Origin of the sequence: Microbulbifer hainanensis, from assembly GCF_014904735.1 — a bacterium.
GTDB lineage: Bacteria > Pseudomonadota > Gammaproteobacteria > Pseudomonadales > Cellvibrionaceae > Microbulbifer > Microbulbifer hainanensis.
This window is the reverse complement of sequence record NZ_JACZCR010000003.1, coordinates 176,788-193,495: the sequence shown is the minus strand read 5'-3', so window position 1 is coordinate 193,495 and position 16,708 is coordinate 176,788. Positions and strand designations below refer to the sequence as shown.

The following is a 16,708-nucleotide window of genomic DNA, read 5'->3' as shown; positions in this document are numbered from 1 at the left end:
CTGTGGAATCTAATTTGACGGGCTCAGGCCGGCGGTTTCGGACCGCCGCGATTTGACCAGTTTCAGGGCGCCGATACTGGCCAGGATCAGTGCCGCGCCCAGCCACTGCAGCGGTCCGAGTCGCTCGTCCGGAAATACCAGCATTGCGGCGCTGATAGTCACCACCGGCCCGAACATCGCCACCACGCCGGCCTCCGCCGCATCCGCGCGCCTCAGTCCCTCAAACAGTAAAAAGAAAGGCAGAACGGTGGAGAAAACCACCAGTACCAATATCCAGGCGAAAGCGGGAGCACTGACGGCCAATTCCGTCGCCGGTGTATTCGGCAACAGGAAAGCGGCCATAAACAGCAGCGTGAAGCTGTTTGAGAACTGGTTAAAGCGCACCGAACCCAGCGGTACGGTGAGCGATTGACTGATGCGCCAGAAAACGGCGTAACAGGTGGCGGCGCCGAATCCATAGAGCAGCCCGGCGAGCGACAGGGTGCCGCCGTGCCACCCCGGCAACAGCAACAGTGCGATACCCGTCCAGGCGACGGCGAAAACCGCCAGTTGGGCGGCGCCCGGCAAGCGGCGCTGTTCGGCGGCCTGGATCACCATCAGTAGGGCGGGGAACAGATAAAGCACCATCCGCGAGACGCTGGCACCCAGTGCGGCGATGGCGTGAAAGTCGCACCAGGCGCTGACGAAGAAAAGCGCTCCGGTAAGCGCGCACAGAAACCACTGCCGCGGGGAGAGTCGCACAGGCGGCTGCCCGCGTGTCAGCCAGCGGGCGACGATCCAAAACAGTGGCACCGCCAGGAAGAAGCGCCAGATCAGTACCGTGTCCACCGGAACCCCATACTGGTAGATCAGCCGCGCAAATATTCCCTTGAAGGCAATGGCGAAGGTGGCCGCCGCCACCAGCACCAGCCCCGATTGCCACCACTTCCCGTGCGTTTCTCGCATCATTAATCCCTGCCCACGGTACCTTTTCAGGGGCGCTATGGTGTCATTTCACTTGATATTCGCCAACAGCATTGAAAAACTATCAGATATTCAATTTGTGGATATCATTGCGTGGACCTCAAACAGCTCAATGCCTTCCTCGCTGTCGCCGATTCCGGCAGCCTTGTCGCCGCTGCGCGCCGGCTCGACCTTTCGCAACCCTCCCTCAGCCGGCTGATCGGACAGCTCGAAGCCGATCTGGGTAGCCGGCTCTTCCGGCGCACCGGGCGCGGCGTGGTGCTCACCGAAGCCGGCGAGCTGGTACTGGACCAGGCGCGATCGCTGTTGGACCAGGCGACGGCACTGCGCCAGTTGGTGGCTGAGCGCCGCGGCCAGGTAAACGGACCGCTGAGTTTTGGTCTGCCGCCAAGCATTGGTGTCTACCTCAGTGGTCCGTTGATCAGTGATTACCACCGGCGCTACCCGCAGGTGCGTCTGCAAATCAGCGAGGCGCTCAGCGGCGACCTGCAGGAAAGGCTGCTGCGCCACCAGCTGGAACTCGCCATTCTCTACGACGGCGCCATCAGTGCGAGCTTGAGTCTGCGGGAATTGGCGACAGAATCGCTGTTGCTGATCGGTGGCCGCGGTGCCGCCACATTGGCAGAAGGGGAGATCCCCTTTGCTGAGGCGTCACAGCTTCCGCTGGTATTGCCCGGTCTGCGCCACGGTCTGCGGTCCCTGCTGGAGCAATATGCGTTGCGCGAGTCACACCGACTGAACCTGGAAGTGGAGGTGGACTCCCTGCGGGTTCAGATTGATCTGGTGCGGCGCGGGATTGGTTACACCATTCTGCCCGGCCGCACTCTGGCGGCACTGAACCGGGACGATGCCCTGCAGGGAATCCCCATCGTATCCCCGATGCTGGAGCGCCGCTGTGTACTCGCATGGCGCCGGGGGCATGTGTTGAGCCCGGCGGCGCTTGCCATGCGCGAAGCGGTCGACGCGGGTTTTGTGGCCTTATAGAGCGGTGCGGCCCCGCCGTCGGTATCGCTTGCAATCCCCGGTCCCGCTCATTACTCTTCGCGCCGAGCTGGCCGGGCAATCGCTGTTTCTCTTCGGAGGGATGGAGGAAAGTCCGGGCTCCATAGGGTGGGACGCCAGGTAACGCCTGGGGGGCGCGAGCCTACGGAAAGTGCAGCAGAGAGTAGACCGCCGATGGCCTGTCCGCAGGCACAGGTAAGGGTGAAAGGGTGCGGTAAGAGCGCACCGCGCGGCTGGTAACAGTCCGCGGCATGGTAAACCCCGTCCGGAGCAAGACCAAATAGGCCCTCTATAGGTGTGACCCGCACCGAGGGCGGGTAGGTCGCTTGAGGTGTATGGCGACATACATCCCAGATGAATGATTGTCCTCGACAGAACCCGGCTTACAGGCCAGCTCACAGATTTCCCATTTGCTCGCGATTATCGCGGGTTCCTGTCTTCGCGGTTGCAGAGTGTCTTGCAGCCGCGCGTGCCATTGTGGGAAAAGTTGGGCGCCCATTATTATTGGCGCCATCTTCTCTTCGGCATCCTCTTGTCCGCAGTGGCAGATGACTTTTCTGCCATTTGATTCAAACCTCGTAAGCGTTCGCTAACACTTTCAAATTCAGTTCAGTCCGCGGCAAACTTAAAGTAGTCTCTGAGCTTAAATAAGTAAGTGCTTGCTTCATTTTGTAATTCCGTCCCGACCTTTTTCCTGCCAATTGCATGGCCTGCGCTGCAGCCCGCGAATTTACTGGGATTTCGCCGCAGTTTGCCGTTGATTTCCTTGACTTTGCCCACTCCAGATTTATAGTGTCTGAAGTGGAGAAAAGTGGAATTTTGTGGGTTTTGGTGGTTCATCTGTGGTTGTGAGTGGGTAGTTACACCGCAAAGATGAGAAATGCGCAAAAAGTATCCAGTGAATAACACGCGCCGCGACGGTAGTTGATCGTTACCCCGGCGGTACTTGAGTAACGCACTTGGACAAAAAGTGTATCTAGGCAGCCACGCAATCAATATGGACGCCAAAGGGCGTCTGGCCATTCCAGCGCGGGTCCGCGACACGCTGCTGGAAGATTGTGCTGGGCGTCTGGTGGTCACTGCGCATACCGAAGAGCGCTGCCTGCTCGTTTACCCGGAACCCCAGTGGCAGGAGATCCTGCCGAAAATCGAAGCGCTGTCGAGCTTCAATAAAGTGGCGCGTCGCGCCCAGCGGCTGTTGATCGGTTACGCCTGTGAGTTGCAGGTGGACGGCAATGGCCGCGTACTGATTCCGCCGACCCTGCGGGAATACGCCGGCCTCGAAAAGAAGCTGATGCTGGTGGGGCAGGGCAAGAAACTGGAGCTGTGGAGCGAAGACCGCTGGATGGACTGGCTCGATAGCAGTGAGGGCGAGGGCGAAATGCCGGAAGAGATGGCTTCGCTCTCTCTATAAAGAGGAGAGGACACAGGGTGTCACAAGATCTGCATCGCAGTGTGTTGTTGCGCGAAGCCGTCGATGCCCTGGTGACCGACCCGGGCGGCTTTTATATCGATGGGACCTTCGGTCGTGGCGGACACAGCGCCGCCATTCTGGAGCGTCTGGATGAGAGCGGTCGCCTGGTCGGAGTGGACAAGGATCCGGAGGCGGTTGCCTTTGCCCGTGAACGCTTTGCCGGCGATGCCCGTTTCTCGATCTGGCACGGCTCTTTCGCCGATATGGATCAGGCCGCGGCGGATCGGGTCGGCCAGGTGACAGGCATCCTGCTGGACCTGGGGGTGTCTTCACCGCAACTGGATCAGGCCGAGCGCGGATTCAGTTTTATGCAGGATGGTCCGCTGGACATGCGGATGGATACCAGCCGCGGCATGAGCGCGGCGGACTGGGTCAACAGCGAAGATGAAGCGGAATTGGCGCGGGTGTTCAAGGAGTACGGCGAGGAGCGATTTGCCCGCCGTATGGCTGGCGCCATCGTGCGTCGCCGCGTGGAAAAGCCCTTTGCGCGGACGCTGGACCTGGCGGAAGTGGTCAAGGCGGCGAATCCGGCCTGGGAGAAGGGCAAGCATCCGGCCACCAGGGTGTTCCAGGCCATCCGAATCCATATCAATGGTGAGCTGGAAGACCTGCGGCAGGCGCTGGAAAAGTCCCTGCAGTTGCTGGCACCGGGCGGCCGGCTGGTGGTCATCAGCTTCCACTCTCTGGAAGACCGGATGGTGAAACGGTTTATTCGTGAAAAAGAACGCGGGCCGCAATTGCCGCGGGGTTTGCCGGTGATGGACAGCGAGATCGCCAAGAGCCTGCGCTCTGTCGGCAAAGCGGTCAAGGCCGACGCCGGTGAGGTAGATGAGAACCTGCGCTCCCGCAGTGCGGTGATGCGCATTGCCGAAAAACTCGGAGAGGCGCAGTCGTGAGTGGCAGGCGGCGCATGTTGATCGCCGTGCTGTGGCTGGCGTCTCTGGTGTCGGCTCTGGCGGTGGTTTACACCACCCAGCACAGCCGGGTTCTGACCGCGCAGCTTGTTGACGCGCAGAAGACTCGCGACGAATTGCGCTACGAACAGGAGCGCCTGTTGCTGGAAAAAGGCGCCTGGTCCGCCTACAGCCGGATCGAAAAAGTGGCGCGGGAAAAATTGAAAATGCATGTGCCAGCACCGGATGAGCGGGTGCTGGTGCCAAATAATTAACTCTTTATAAAAAGGAGCCTTTGAAAACGTAGCGAGCGGGTGGCTGGTGATGGCCGCCGGAGCGGAGCAACCGGAGCGTACTTTAAGTACGTGAGGATTGTGAGCACCGCCGGCCGTTACCAGGCGCACGCGCAGTAGTTTTCATTGGCTCTGTAACGCGAACAGGGATTTCATGGGCGCAGTCAAGAAACAGCAGGTCACTCCGGGTATTGCCCGCTGGCGCTTTGCGCTGGTGGCAGTACTGCTGTGTCTGCTTGCCCTGGCCTTGGTGCTGCACCTCGCCCGCCTGCAGGTGCTGCCGGAAGCGGAGCGCGGCTATAGGTTCCTGCAGGACCAGGGTAACGCGCGCACAATCCGCTCGGAAGAGATTGCCGCCTATCGCGGTTCCATTGTCGATCGCAATGGAGAGCTGCTTGCCGTCAGCACCCCGGTGCTGACCCTGTGGGCCAATCCGCAACTGTTGCGCGAAGCCAGCGCCGACGAATTGCGCAAGCTGGCCACCGCGCTGAACTTGAAGCCCGCGGCCCTGGCCGAGCGGCTGCGCAAATACCGCAACAAGGAATTTATGTACCTGCGCCGCCACATGGCGCCGGACGGGGCCAAGAGGGTGCTGGCGCTGAACACTGCCGGGGTATACGGCAAGAAGGAATATCGCCGCTTTTACCCCGCGGGCGAAGTGACCGCGCAGCTGCTCGGTTTCACCAATATCGACGACCGTGGCCAGGAGGGTCTCGAGCTGGCCTATAACCAGTGGCTGACCGGTGAGCCGGGTGCGCAGCAGGTAGTGAAAGACCTCAAGGGTCGCACCGTGCAGGATCTGGCAGTGCAGCGCGAGGCGCGCCCCGGCCAGGATCTGCGCCTGTCCATCGACCTGCGCTTGCAGTACCTGGCTTACCGGGAACTGAAGCGCGCCGTGACCGAAAACGAAGCGGCGTCAGGCTTTATGGTGATTCTGGATGCGCACAGTGGCGATGTGTTGGCGATGGCCAACCAGCCGTCGTTCAATCCGAACAACCGCAAAGGTGTACGCGCCGCGCAGATGCGCAACCGCGCGCTGATCGATCAGTTCGAACCCGGCTCCACCGTGAAGCCGATCACTGTGCTGGCGGCACTGGAGACCGGCCGCTACAAGCCGCATACCCCGATCGATACCAGCCCGGGCTATATCCGTCTGCCGGGCAAGACCCTGATGGATCACCGCAATTACGGCAAGATCGATGTCACCAAAGTCATCACCAAGTCGAGCCAGGTGGGGATCAGCAAAATCGCCCTGGATCTGGAACCAAATTCTGTGCGCGCACTCTTTTACCGACTGGGGTTGGGCGAGGCAGTGGGCACCGGCTTCCCCGGAGAGGCCGCGGGCATACTGCCCAGTCGCAGTCGTTGGCAGCCAATCGAGCGAGCCAACTTCGCCTTCGGCTACGGTTTAACAGTCAATGCAGTACAGCTGGCAGAGGCCTACAGTGTAATTGCCAATGCCGGGCTCAAGCGCCCGGTTTCGCTGGTTTTGAGCGGCAACAAACGCGTCGAGCCGGAGCAGGTGGTCGAGGGTCCGCTGACCCGCGAAGTGACCGCGATGCTGGAGACGGTGATCGGGCCGGAAGGGACCGGTAAGCGCGCCGCGGTTGAAGGTTACCGCGTGGCGGGCAAGACCGGCACGGTACACAAGGTCGGCAGCGACGGCTACGTGAGCAATCGCTATCGCTCCGTATTCGCCGGGTTTATCCCCGCGGACCGGCCGCGTCTGATTGCGGTCGTGGTCGTCGATGATCCGAGCCGCGCCAAATACTACGGTGGTGAGGTAGCCGCACCAGTGTTCGGCAAAGTGATGGCGGGCGCCATGCGCCTGTTGCAGGTGCCGCCCGCCGAGATGGCACCGGCAGAAGAACAGCTGGCTGTGCAGCTTAACGAAAGAGGTAGCAAATCGTGAGTGAGCACGTGAATCCCGCCAAGCGGAACGTTTCCCTACAGCAGCTGGTACCGGGTTACGCCGGTATCCCGGATGTGTCCGTCACCGGTGTCGCGCTGGACAGCCGCCTGGTAGAAGCCGGGGACCTGTTTATGGCGCTGCGCGGCAGCGTGGTGGATGGTCGTGAATTTATCGGTGCAGCCGTGGCCGCCGGTGCCGGCGCCGTGCTTGCCGACGGTGACCGCCTGGAAACTTCGACCCGCGAGGGTGTGCAGGTGGTCACTGTGCCGGGCCTGGCCAAGCGCGTGGGGGAGATCGCCGCGCGCTTCTACGGCAACCCGACCGAAGACATGTACCTGGTGGGGGTAACCGGCACTAATGGCAAGTCCACCTGTGCCTACCTGACAGCGCAACTGCTGGCACACTATTTCGGTAGTGCCGGCGTGATGGGCACCATCGGTAATGGCGTATGGCAGGATGGCGATATTCAGCTGGAAGAGACCGGCCTCACCACGCCGGACCCGGTGCGCCTGCAAGCGGATTACGCCGCCTTCCGCGACCGCGGTGTGCGTGCAGCGGCAATGGAAGTGTCGTCTCACTCCCTGGCTCAGGGGCGCGTTCACGGCCTGATTTTTGATACCGCGATCTTTACCAACCTGTCGCGGGATCACCTGGACTATCACGGCAACATGGCCGCCTACGGTGCCGCTAAGGAAAAGCTGTTTGGCTTGCCGAAACTGAAGCGTGGCGTGATTAACCTGGACGATCCGTTCGGCGCGCAGCTGGCCGAACGCTGCCGGTTGCGCGGCCTGCGGGTGATTACCTACGGCCTGCAGTCCGGAGACCTGCACGCTACCGACCTGCGCCGTCACGACGGCGGTTTTTCCGTGCAGCTTACCTCGCCGTGGGGCAGTGGTGAGTTACGGGCGCCGCTGATCGGGGACTTCAATATTCACAACGCTCTCGCCGTGGTAGCTGCTGTCGCGGCCGGTGGTATGCCTTTCGAAGACATCCTTGCGGTATTCCCGACCATTCGCGCGGTGCCCGGTCGCATGGAACGTGTAAAAGTGGACGGCGCCGACGATATCAGTGTGCTGGTGGATTACGCCCACACGCCGGATGCGTTGCGCGCCGCCCTCGCGGCGGCGCGGCCCTATTGCCGCGGAAACCTCTGGTGTGTCTTCGGCTGTGGCGGTGACCGGGATACCGGTAAGCGCGCGCCCATGGGGCGTATCGCCTCGGAGATGGCTGACCGCGCCATTGTCACCAGTGACAACCCGCGCGGTGAAGAACCACAGAAAATCATCGACGATATTCTCGAGGGTGCCGCCAGCAACATCGAAGTGGAAATCGATCGTGCCGCCGCAATTGCGCGCGCCGTTGCCGCTGCCGAGCCGGGCGATATCGTGCTGATTGCCGGTAAGGGCCACGAGGATTACCAGATTATCGGTACCGAGAAAATTCATTTTTGCGATCGCGAGCAGGCGACGCTGGCGCTGCAACAGCGCGCCGGCAGTGCCCGGATCGGGGAGGATGCCGAGTGATCCATCCGCTCTCCCTGCAACAGTTACAGGAACGCTTCGGCGGCGAACTGCTGAACGGCTCGGTGACGTTCGAGCGGATCTGTACCGATACTCGCCAGTTGGATGAAGGGGCGCTGTTTGTCGCGTTAAAAGGGGAGACTTTTGACGCGCACGATTTTCTGTCCGAGCTGGCGGCGGCTGGCGAACTGGCCGACAAAGTGCTGGGGCTGGTGGTCGAACGGGAAATTGCGGGCTGCGACCTGCCGCAGTGGCGAGTTGCGGACACCACCGTGGCTCTCGGCCAGATCGGGTTGTTGTGTCGGGAGGAGTTCAATGGTCGCGTGATCGCGATTACGGGTTCGTGCGGAAAGACCACTGTAAAAGAAATGCTCGCGGCGATTTTTTCCCAACATCATCACCCCTGTGTGACCCGTGGCAACTTGAACAACCAGTTCGGTTTGCCGATGACACTGTTCGGTCTCACTGAACAACACGATGTGTTGATTCTGGAAATGGGTGCCAGCGGCCCGGATGACATCGGCTACCTGTGTGGTATCGGCAAGCCGCAGATCAGCGCGGTCAATAATGTGATGCCCGCTCACGTGGAAGGTTTTGGCTCCGTGGACGCCATCGCCGCAGCCAAGGGTCAGATCTATACCAGTCTGGACGTGGGCGGTATCGCGGTGATCAATGCGGATGATGGCTACGCCAATTACTGGCGCGATGAAATGCCCGAAGGCGTTTCCACGCTGGAAGTGGGGCTGGGTCACGACTGCGCGATTTACGCCGACAACATCGAGCTGGGTGACAACGGGTGCCCGGCTTTCGATCTGATGATCGATGGTCTGGCGCACCCGGTACAGCTGCAGCTGTTGGGTGAGCACAATGTGCACAACGCGCTGGTCGCTGCTGGCTGCGCATTCGCCGCCGGCGTGCCAGCGGCAGATATCGCCAGCGGGCTCGGCAAAATGATCGCAGTGCAGGGGCGCATGCAGACGCACAGCGGCCGCCGCGGTGCGACGGTGATCGACGACAGCTACAACGCCAACCCCGGATCCGTGGCAGCGGCGATCGAGTTGCTGGCTCAGCGCCCGGGCCGGAAGATCCTGGTCCTGGGCGACATGGCGGAGCTGGGGCCAGATGCTGAAATCATGCATCGACAGATCGGTGAGCTGGCGCGCGAGCGCGGCCTGGACGCGCTATTTACTCTCGGGCCGCTCTGCACCGCCGCCAGCGTGGCCTTCGGAGCGGGTCACCACAATCCGCTGAACAATTATCGGGACAGGGCACCGCTAATCGCGGCGCTCACCAACGAACTGAATGGCAACACCACGGTGCTGGTGAAGGGTTCCCGCAGTGCACGAATGGAACTGGTTGTGCAGGCACTGACCCAAGACACAAGCGCAGACGGGAACGACTGAAGAGGCTAAACGATGCTGCTCTGGCTGGCAGAATATTTCCAACAATATGTGAGCACCTTTGCGGTGTTCAATTACCTGACCGTGCGTGCGATTCTGGGCGCGCTGACTGCTCTGGGAATTTCCCTGGTGGTTGGGCCGCGCATGATTACCTGGCTGAATCAGCTACAGGTAGGGCAGGCCGTGCGCGACGACGGCCCGCAGACCCATCTGAGTAAATCCGGCACGCCTACTATGGGTGGCACCCTGATTCTTGCGGCCATCTTTTCTGCCGCACTGCTGTGGTCCGATCTTTCCAATCGCTACGTGTGGGTAACCCTGCTGGTGACCTTTGTCTTCGGCGCAGTGGGCTTTGTCGATGACTACAAGAAAGTCGTGGAGAAAAACCCGCGCGGCCTGATCGCGCGCTGGAAATATTTCTGGCAGTCCATCGCCGGCCTGGGTGCGGCCATCTACCTCTATATGAGCGCTACCAGCCCGGCGGAGACGCAGTTTTTCGTCCCGTTTTTCAAGGACGTGGCCGTCAACCTCGGCCCGGTCTCCTTCATCTTGCTGACCTATTTCGTGGTTGTCGGCTCGAGCAATGCAGTGAATCTGACCGACGGACTCGACGGGCTGGCGATCATGCCCACGGTGATGGTGGGTGGAGCACTCGGCATCATTGCCTACTTGGCTGGTCATGCGGAATTTGCCAGCTACCTGCATATTCCTTCGATTCCCGGCGCCGGCGAACTGGCGGTCTTCTGCGCCGCGCTCGGCGGGGCGGGGCTCGGTTTCCTGTGGTTCAACACCTATCCCGCCCAGGTTTTCATGGGCGACGTGGGCGCACTGGCGCTGGGGGCTGCGCTCGGCATCATTGCGGTGATCACCCGGCATGAAATTGTGCTGTTCATCATGGGCGGTGTGTTCGTGATGGAAACTGTTTCCGTCATCCTGCAGGTGGCCTCGTTCAAACTGACTGGAAAGCGGATTTTCCGCATGGCGCCACTGCACCACCATTTTGAACTGAAAGGCTGGCCGGAGCCGCGCGTGATCGTGCGCTTCTGGATCATCACCGTGATACTGGTATTAATGGGGCTGGCAACCCTTAAATTGCGTTAACAAACGCTGTACTAAGAAAAATGACACTGATCGCAACTTCGGAAAAAAAAGTGGTAATCGGCATGGGCGCTACCGGGCAATCGGTAGTGCGCTTTTTGCTGCGTGCCGGTTTTACTCCCGTGGTTGCCGATAGTCGTACCCAGCCGCCGGGGTTGGACGCGTTTCGCGCTGCTTTTCCGGATGTGCCGGTGGAAACCGGACCGCTCAATGCGCAGACCCTCCTCGCTGCCAGCGAGATTATCGCCAGCCCCGGTGTTGCCCTGGCCGAACCCGCACTGCAGCAGGCGGTATCGGCGGGCATACCGGTGGTTGGTGATATCGAATTGTTCGCGCGGGAGCTGAACAAGCTTGCGCTGCCGCCGAAAGTGGTGGCCATTACCGGTTCCAACGGCAAGAGCACCGTGACCACTCTGGTGGGCCTGATGGCGGAAAATGCCGGTATTTCCGTTGCCGTCGGTGGCAACATCGGTGTGCCGGTACTGGATCTGCTGGAGCGGGAATTGCCGCAGCTGTTTGTGCTGGAACTGTCGAGTTTTCAGTTGGAAACCACTTCATCTCTGGCGCCGGCGGCGGCCACTATCCTCAATGTGAGCGCGGACCATATGGACCGCTACGAGAGCCTGTCGGATTACCACCGGGCCAAACAGCGCATCTATCGTAATGCGCAGCAGCTGGTGGTAAACCGCGCTGATCCGCTGACTTGCGGCCCTGTTTCACGCGATGTGCGCGAGTGGAGCTTCGGGCTCGACCAGCCGGATCTGCAGCAGTTTGGGTTGCGCGTTGTCGATGGCCGCCAGTGGCTGGTTCAGGGCACCGATAATCTGATGCCGGTGGCGGAGCTGGGCACGGTAGGCAGCCACAATGCGGCCAACGCGCTGGCGGCACTGGCGCTCGGCAATGCCGTGGGCCTGCCGAAGTCAGTGATGCTGAGCGTATTGCACAGCTTCAAGGGACTGCCGCATCGCTGCGAGCGCGTGCTCGACCTGGACGACGTGACCTACGTCAATGACTCCAAGGGCACCAATGTGGGCGCGACCCGCGCGGCACTTGACGGGCTGGCCACTGAAACCAGAAAGATTGTGTTGATCGCAGGCGGCGATGGCAAGGGCGCGGATTTCGCGCCGCTGGCGCAATCCGCCGATGCCCTGCGCGCACTGGTAACTATCGGTGTCGATGGTCCGCGGATTGCCGACGCGCTGAACGGGCTGACAGAAATCCAACCGGCAACCAGCATGGAAGACGCGGTTGCACATGCGCGCAACCTGGCCCAGAGCGGCGACTATGTCCTGCTGTCGCCGGCCTGCGCCAGTTTCGATATGTACCGCAACTTTGAAGCGCGCGGTGAAGACTTCCGTCGCGCGGTGTCCGCGCTGACGTCTGCTGCCCCCGTCAATGGAGGTGCGCAATGAGCCGGAAGCGCGAGCCGATGCCGACTGCAGATGTCGAAAAATTTGATTGGGTGCTGCCGTTCTGCGTACTGGCGCTGGTCAGTATCGGTATTGTCATGGTGGCCTCCGCTTCAATTGCGTTCTCGGCGGACGCTTACGGCGATCCCTGGTTTTTCCTGAAGCGCCATTTGATGTTCCTCGGCGTTGGTGCCGTGGTGGCGCTGGTTGTCAGTCAGGTGCCGCTGTCGGTCTGGTCGCGTCTGTCGTGGCCGCTGTTGCTGTTTTCGTGCCTGCTGTTGCTGGTGGTGTTGATTCCGGGTATTGGCCGGGAAGTCAATGGTAGTCGCCGCTGGCTGGCCTTTGGCTCGATCACCGTGCAACCGGCGGAAGTGGCAAAGTTCTGCCTGCTGATTTTTTTCGCCAGCTTCCTGACGCGCCGCAACCAGCAGCTGCGCCACTGGAGCAGCTTTATGATCCCGGTGTTCATTCTGGGCATCGTGGCGCTGATGCTGCTGGCGCAACCGGATTTTGGTTCGGTCGTAGTGATTTCCGGCACGGTACTGGCGATGGTGTTTCTCGCCGGCGCGCGCCTGCCGCACACATTCCTACTGGTGGGGCTGGCCGCCTGTGCGCTGGCGTTGATGGCAATGCTCAGCCCCTACCGCCTGCAGCGCCTGACAACATTCCTCGATCCGTGGGGCGACCAGTTTGCCAGTGGTTACCAGCTGACCCAGTCACTGATCGCCTTCGGGCGCGGAGAGTGGTTCGGTGTAGGACTCGGCAACAGCGTGCAGAAACTGTTTTACCTGCCCGAGGCGCATACTGATTTTATCTTCGCCATCCTGTCCGAGGAGTGGGGCATGGCCGGCGGACTGGTGGTCATCGGCCTGTTTGCGATGCTGAGCTGGGGACTGCTGCGACTGGTGCGCGAGGCGCTGGCACAACAGAAGTTCTTTATGGCCTTACTGGCCTTCGGTATCGCCGTGCTGCTGGCGGGTCAGGCGTTTGTGAATATGGGCGTAGCCTCGGGCCTGTTGCCGACCAAAGGCCTGACATTGCCTTTCGTCAGTTCCGGGGGCAGCAGTCTGGTGGTCTGTTGCGGATTGTTCGCGTTGGCGCTGCGTATCCAGTCCGAATTGCGTAGCGGTGATGCAGAGGAAACTGCGGGTAACGGAATGATTTCCCAGCTGCCGATTTTCAATCCGCTGCAGCTTGGTGATCGCTCGGTAAAAGAGGAGGCGGCCTGATGAGTCAGCATTCAGTAGCGCTATCCGATCAATTTACCGGTAAAAAATTTCTGGTGATGGCCGGCGGTACCGGCGGTCACGTTTTCCCGGCACTGGCAGTAGCGCGGGCGCTGATAGCGCAGGGCGCTACCGTGGAGTGGCTGGGCACCCGGCGCGGGATCGAAACACAGTTGATTCCGGAAGCGGATATTCCGCTGCACTTTATTGCAGTCGAAGGGGTGCGCGGAAAAGGCAAGCTGGCACTGCTGAAAGCACCGCTGCAAATTGCCCGCGCGGTTGCCCAGGCGCGTGCAGTGGTAAAACAGGTTAAGCCGGACGCGGTACTGGGGTTCGGCGGTTTTGCCAGTGGACCCGGCGGTGTCGCGGCGCGGATCAGTGGTATTCCCCTGATCATTCACGAACAGAATGCCGTGGCCGGAACTACCAACCGGATGCTGGCCAAAATCGCCAGCCGCGTGCTCGAGGCATTTCCGAGCGGTCTGCCCGGCGGCCAGCAAGTCGGCAATCCGGTGCGCGAGGAAATTGCACAGCTACCGGAACCGAAAGCGCGCATCGGCAAAGAAATACCGCTGCGGTTGCTGGTACTGGGTGGCAGCCTCGGTGCAGTGGCCATCAATGAGTTGGTCCCGCAGGCGCTGGCACTGTTGCCTGAGGCACTGCGGCCGCGCGTGATTCACCAGGCCGGCAAGCGCCATCTGGATATCGCGCGGGCGTCGTATCGGCAGGCGGGTGTCGACGCCGAGGTGGTGCCGTTTATCGCCGATATGGCCGAGGCGTACAGCAACGCAGACCTGATTATCTGTCGTTCCGGGGCGCTGACCGTATCGGAAATTGCCGCGGCAGGCGTGGGCGCGATTATGGTGCCGTTCCCGTTTGCGATCGATGACCACCAGACGAAAAACGGTGAATGGCTGCAGCAAGCCGGCGGTGCAATCGTTGTGCAGCAGGACCAACTGACGGCCGAACAGCTGGCCGGACTGCTCAGTGACCTGTTTGCGCAGCCGGAGAAATTACTGTCGATGGCTGAGGCCGCACGCAGCGTGGCCAAGGTCGACGCGACGCAGCGAGTTGTAACTGCCTGCGGTGAAGAAATCGCAGGGCGATGAGGTAAAGGTGAATATGACTGTAGAGCACACCACAGAAAACACTCGCTACGGCGTGCCGACCATGCGCCGCATTCGCCGCATTCACTTTATCGGTATCGGCGGTGCGGGGATGAGCGGTATCGCCGAGGTGTTGCAGAACCAGGGCTATGAAGTGTCCGGTTCCGATCTGCGAGAGTCCTCGGTCACCCAGCGCCTGCGCAAACTGGGTGTCAAGGTACAGATTGGCCACAGCGCGGACAACATCCGCGGTGTGGATGTGGTGGTGAATTCCTCTGCGATTCACGGCGACAATCCGGAGCTGGAAGCGGCACATGAAAACCGCATTCCGGTGGTGCGCCGTGCGGAAATGCTGGGTGAACTGATGCGCTACCGCTACGGCATTGCCGTGGCGGGTACCCACGGCAAGACCACGACGACGAGTTTGATTGCTTCGATCCTCGCTGCGGATAAAAAGGATCCCACATTCGTGATCGGTGGCCTGGTAAATGCTGCCGGTGCCAATGCCGCCCTGGGTGAAAGCCGCTACCTGGTGGCGGAGGCGGATGAGAGCGATGCGTCGTTCATCCACTTGCAGCCGATGGTTACCGTGATCACGAACATTGACGCCGACCATATGGAGACCTACGGCGGCGACTTTGAAAAGGTAAAGCAGATCTTCGTCGACTTTGTCCATAACCTGCCGTTTTATGGCCTGGCAGTGGTTTGTGGTGATGATCCGCATATTCAGGAAGTGATTCCGCAGTTCTCGCGCCCGATAGCCACCTACGGTTTCGACGAGGGCAACGATTTTCGTATCGTCGAGGTCAAGCAAGAGCCGCTACGCAGCCATTTCAGTGTGCAGCGCCCCGACGGAAAGGTGCTTGACGTCTGCGTGAATACACCGGGTATTCACAATGTGTTGAATGCGACTGCCGCGATTGCTGTGGCCACCGAGGAAGGCGTCAGTGACGATGCAATACGCGAGGGGCTGAACGGCTTTCAGGGCGTTGGTCGGCGTTTCCAGATCTATGGACACTACGCCGTCAGCAACGATGCGGCCGCAGAAAAAGTCATGCTGGTCGACGACTATGGCCATCATCCGCGCGAAGTGGCCGCCACTATCCAGACGGTGCGCGATGGCTGGCCGGAGCGTCGCCTGGTGATGATTTACCAGCCGCATCGCTACTCGCGGACGCGCGACCTGTTTGAAGATTTCGTGCAGGTGCTGTCGCAGGTGGACAAGTTGATTCTGCTGGATGTATATAGCGCCGGCGAATCGCCGATTCCCGGTGCCGATGGCCGCACGCTGGCGCGCAGTCTGCGCAATCGCGGCCAGGTTGATCCGATTTTTGTCGAAACTATCGACCAGGTGCCGCCGGTGCTGGCAGACCTGATTGAGCCGGGCGATATAGTGCTGACCCAGGGCGCCGGCAACGTCGGAGCACTGGCGCAGCAGCTGGCGCAGTGGCGCCTCGGCGAGAACGACGCGGCCGAGGGTTGATTGCGACGTGCGTAAGGCCAGGAAAGAGCCATCGGGAAAAAAGAAAGCGGTGCGCGGAGCGAGCCCGTTACCGGATCGCGACGACAACGACAGCGGAGGGCGCGGGCGCCTGCTGTTAGTGGCGCTGCTGACTATTGGCCTGATGACCGGATTGAGTTACGGCGCCCTGTGGCTGTGGCAACGCGCTCCGGTGCAAGAATTGAGTCGTGTCGATGCGCTGGAGCAGGTGCGGGTGAAAGGGCCCTTCCGCGCTGTGAGTCAGCAGCAGATCGAGGACATCATGCTGCCGTATCTGCGCAACGGGTTTTTCTCTGCGGATATCCGCGGAATACGCAAGGCGCTACTGGCGAATCCGTGGATTACCGACGCGTCGGTGAGCCGCCGCTGGCCGCGCGGTGTCGAGGTCGAAGTGCAGGAAGCGCAGCCGCTCGCGGTGTGGGGAAAGGAAAAATTGCTGGTGGCAAGCGGCCAATTGCTGCCGCGGCCGGCAAAGATGCAAACGGGTCGCCTGCCGGAGCTGGCGGGTGACGAGGAACTGGTTGAGCGAATCATGTCGCAATACCAGGCGCTCGCGGGGTTATTGACCACGCGGGATATGGAAGTGAAAAGGTTGTCCTTTGACGACCTCGCCGGGTGGGAACTGGAACTGGTTTCCGGGGTGGAGCTGCGGTTGGGACACGATGAACTGCTGGAGCGCGTACATCGTTTCCTGACCTTGAGCCACGGCGTGTTGGCGCCATACCTGGCAAAAATCGCGCGTATCGATACGCGATACAGCAACGCGGTAGCGGTGCAGTGGAAGGAAGACAAAAAGTAAATTGAAATGCGGCCGCGGGGGCCGTGGTTATAAAACAAAATCTAAAAGCGAGCACTGCGCTCTGAACCGTTATTGGGAATGCGGTCCGGAGTTCAGTTCAGCGAGGTTGGTA

The 16,708-nt window shown here is 60.8% G+C and carries 14 protein-coding genes and 1 other RNA gene; 14 read left to right on the top strand and 1 reads right to left on the bottom strand.

Annotated elements, in window-relative coordinates; genetic code table 11:
- Positions 1-9: 9 nt before the first annotated feature.
- A complete protein-coding gene (locus IG168_RS01305) occupies positions 10-948 on the bottom strand; it encodes a DMT family transporter (protein ID WP_226876399.1) in 939 nt (312 codons plus the stop codon).
- A gap of 108 nt (positions 949-1,056) precedes the next feature.
- Here IG168_RS01305 and IG168_RS01300 point away from each other — a divergent pair, with 108 nt between their 5' ends.
- From IG168_RS01300 to IG168_RS01235, 14 genes are all read left to right on the top strand, one after another.
- Complete coding sequence (locus IG168_RS01300; RefSeq protein WP_193161329.1) at positions 1,057-1,947, top strand: LysR family transcriptional regulator; 891 nt, start codon at positions 1,057-1,059, stop codon at positions 1,945-1,947.
- Positions 1,948-2,010: 63 nt separating this feature from the next.
- Positions 2,011-2,367: RNase P RNA component class A (gene rnpB / locus IG168_RS01295), an RNA gene on the top strand.
- A 568-nt stretch (positions 2,368-2,935) separates the two neighbouring features.
- Positions 2,936-3,379 (top strand): division/cell wall cluster transcriptional repressor MraZ, encoded by a 444-nt coding sequence (mraZ, locus tag IG168_RS01290; RefSeq protein WP_193161328.1) that lies wholly within the window; start codon positions 2,936-2,938, stop codon positions 3,377-3,379.
- 17 nt (positions 3,380-3,396) lie between these two features.
- Positions 3,397-4,335 (top strand): 16S rRNA (cytosine(1402)-N(4))-methyltransferase RsmH, encoded by a 939-nt coding sequence (gene rsmH, locus IG168_RS01285; protein WP_193161327.1) that lies wholly within the window; start codon positions 3,397-3,399, stop codon positions 4,333-4,335.
- A gap of 14 nt (positions 4,336-4,349) precedes the next feature.
- Positions 4,350-4,607, top strand: a complete 258-nt coding sequence (ftsL, locus tag IG168_RS01280) for a cell division protein FtsL (protein WP_193161326.1) — start codon at positions 4,350-4,352, stop codon at positions 4,605-4,607.
- Between the two features lie 172 nt (positions 4,608-4,779).
- Positions 4,780-6,537: a peptidoglycan D,D-transpeptidase FtsI family protein gene (locus IG168_RS01275; RefSeq protein WP_193161325.1), complete on the top strand. Its 1,758-nt coding sequence runs from the start codon at positions 4,780-4,782 to the stop codon at positions 6,535-6,537.
- Complete coding sequence (locus IG168_RS01270) at positions 6,534-8,060, top strand: UDP-N-acetylmuramoyl-L-alanyl-D-glutamate--2,6-diaminopimelate ligase (protein ID WP_193161324.1); 1,527 nt, start codon at positions 6,534-6,536, stop codon at positions 8,058-8,060. Before IG168_RS01275 ends, IG168_RS01270 begins: the two co-directional genes overlap by 4 nt.
- A complete protein-coding gene (locus tag IG168_RS01265) occupies positions 8,057-9,460 on the top strand; it encodes a UDP-N-acetylmuramoyl-tripeptide--D-alanyl-D-alanine ligase (RefSeq protein ID WP_193161323.1) in 1,404 nt (467 codons plus the stop codon). Before IG168_RS01270 ends, IG168_RS01265 begins: the two co-directional genes overlap by 4 nt.
- Before the next feature lie 12 nt (positions 9,461-9,472).
- A complete protein-coding gene (mraY, locus tag IG168_RS01260; RefSeq protein WP_193161322.1) occupies positions 9,473-10,558 on the top strand; it encodes a phospho-N-acetylmuramoyl-pentapeptide-transferase in 1,086 nt (361 codons plus the stop codon).
- Positions 10,559-10,578: 20 nt separating this feature from the next.
- Positions 10,579-11,967 (top strand): UDP-N-acetylmuramoyl-L-alanine--D-glutamate ligase, encoded by a 1,389-nt coding sequence (gene murD, locus IG168_RS01255; protein ID WP_193161321.1) that lies wholly within the window; start codon positions 10,579-10,581, stop codon positions 11,965-11,967.
- On the top strand, positions 11,964-13,193 hold the full coding sequence (gene ftsW, locus IG168_RS01250) for a putative lipid II flippase FtsW (RefSeq protein WP_226876397.1): 1,230 nt from the start codon (positions 11,964-11,966) through the stop codon (positions 13,191-13,193). The genes murD and ftsW overlap by 4 nt, the downstream gene beginning before the upstream one ends.
- Positions 13,193-14,299 (top strand): undecaprenyldiphospho-muramoylpentapeptide beta-N-acetylglucosaminyltransferase, encoded by a 1,107-nt coding sequence (gene murG / locus IG168_RS01245; RefSeq protein ID WP_193161320.1) that lies wholly within the window; start codon positions 13,193-13,195, stop codon positions 14,297-14,299. Before ftsW ends, murG begins: the two co-directional genes overlap by 1 nt.
- Before the next feature lie 13 nt (positions 14,300-14,312).
- The gene (gene murC / locus IG168_RS01240; RefSeq protein ID WP_193161437.1) at positions 14,313-15,779 is read left to right on the top strand and encodes a UDP-N-acetylmuramate--L-alanine ligase; all 1,467 of its coding nucleotides are present in this window, start codon (positions 14,313-14,315) and stop codon (positions 15,777-15,779) included.
- Positions 15,780-15,828: 49 nt separating this feature from the next.
- Entirely contained in the window at positions 15,829-16,596 is a 768-nt protein-coding gene (locus tag IG168_RS01235; RefSeq protein WP_319024636.1) for a cell division protein FtsQ/DivIB, read from the top strand.
- The last annotated feature ends 112 nt before the right edge of the window (positions 16,597-16,708 follow it).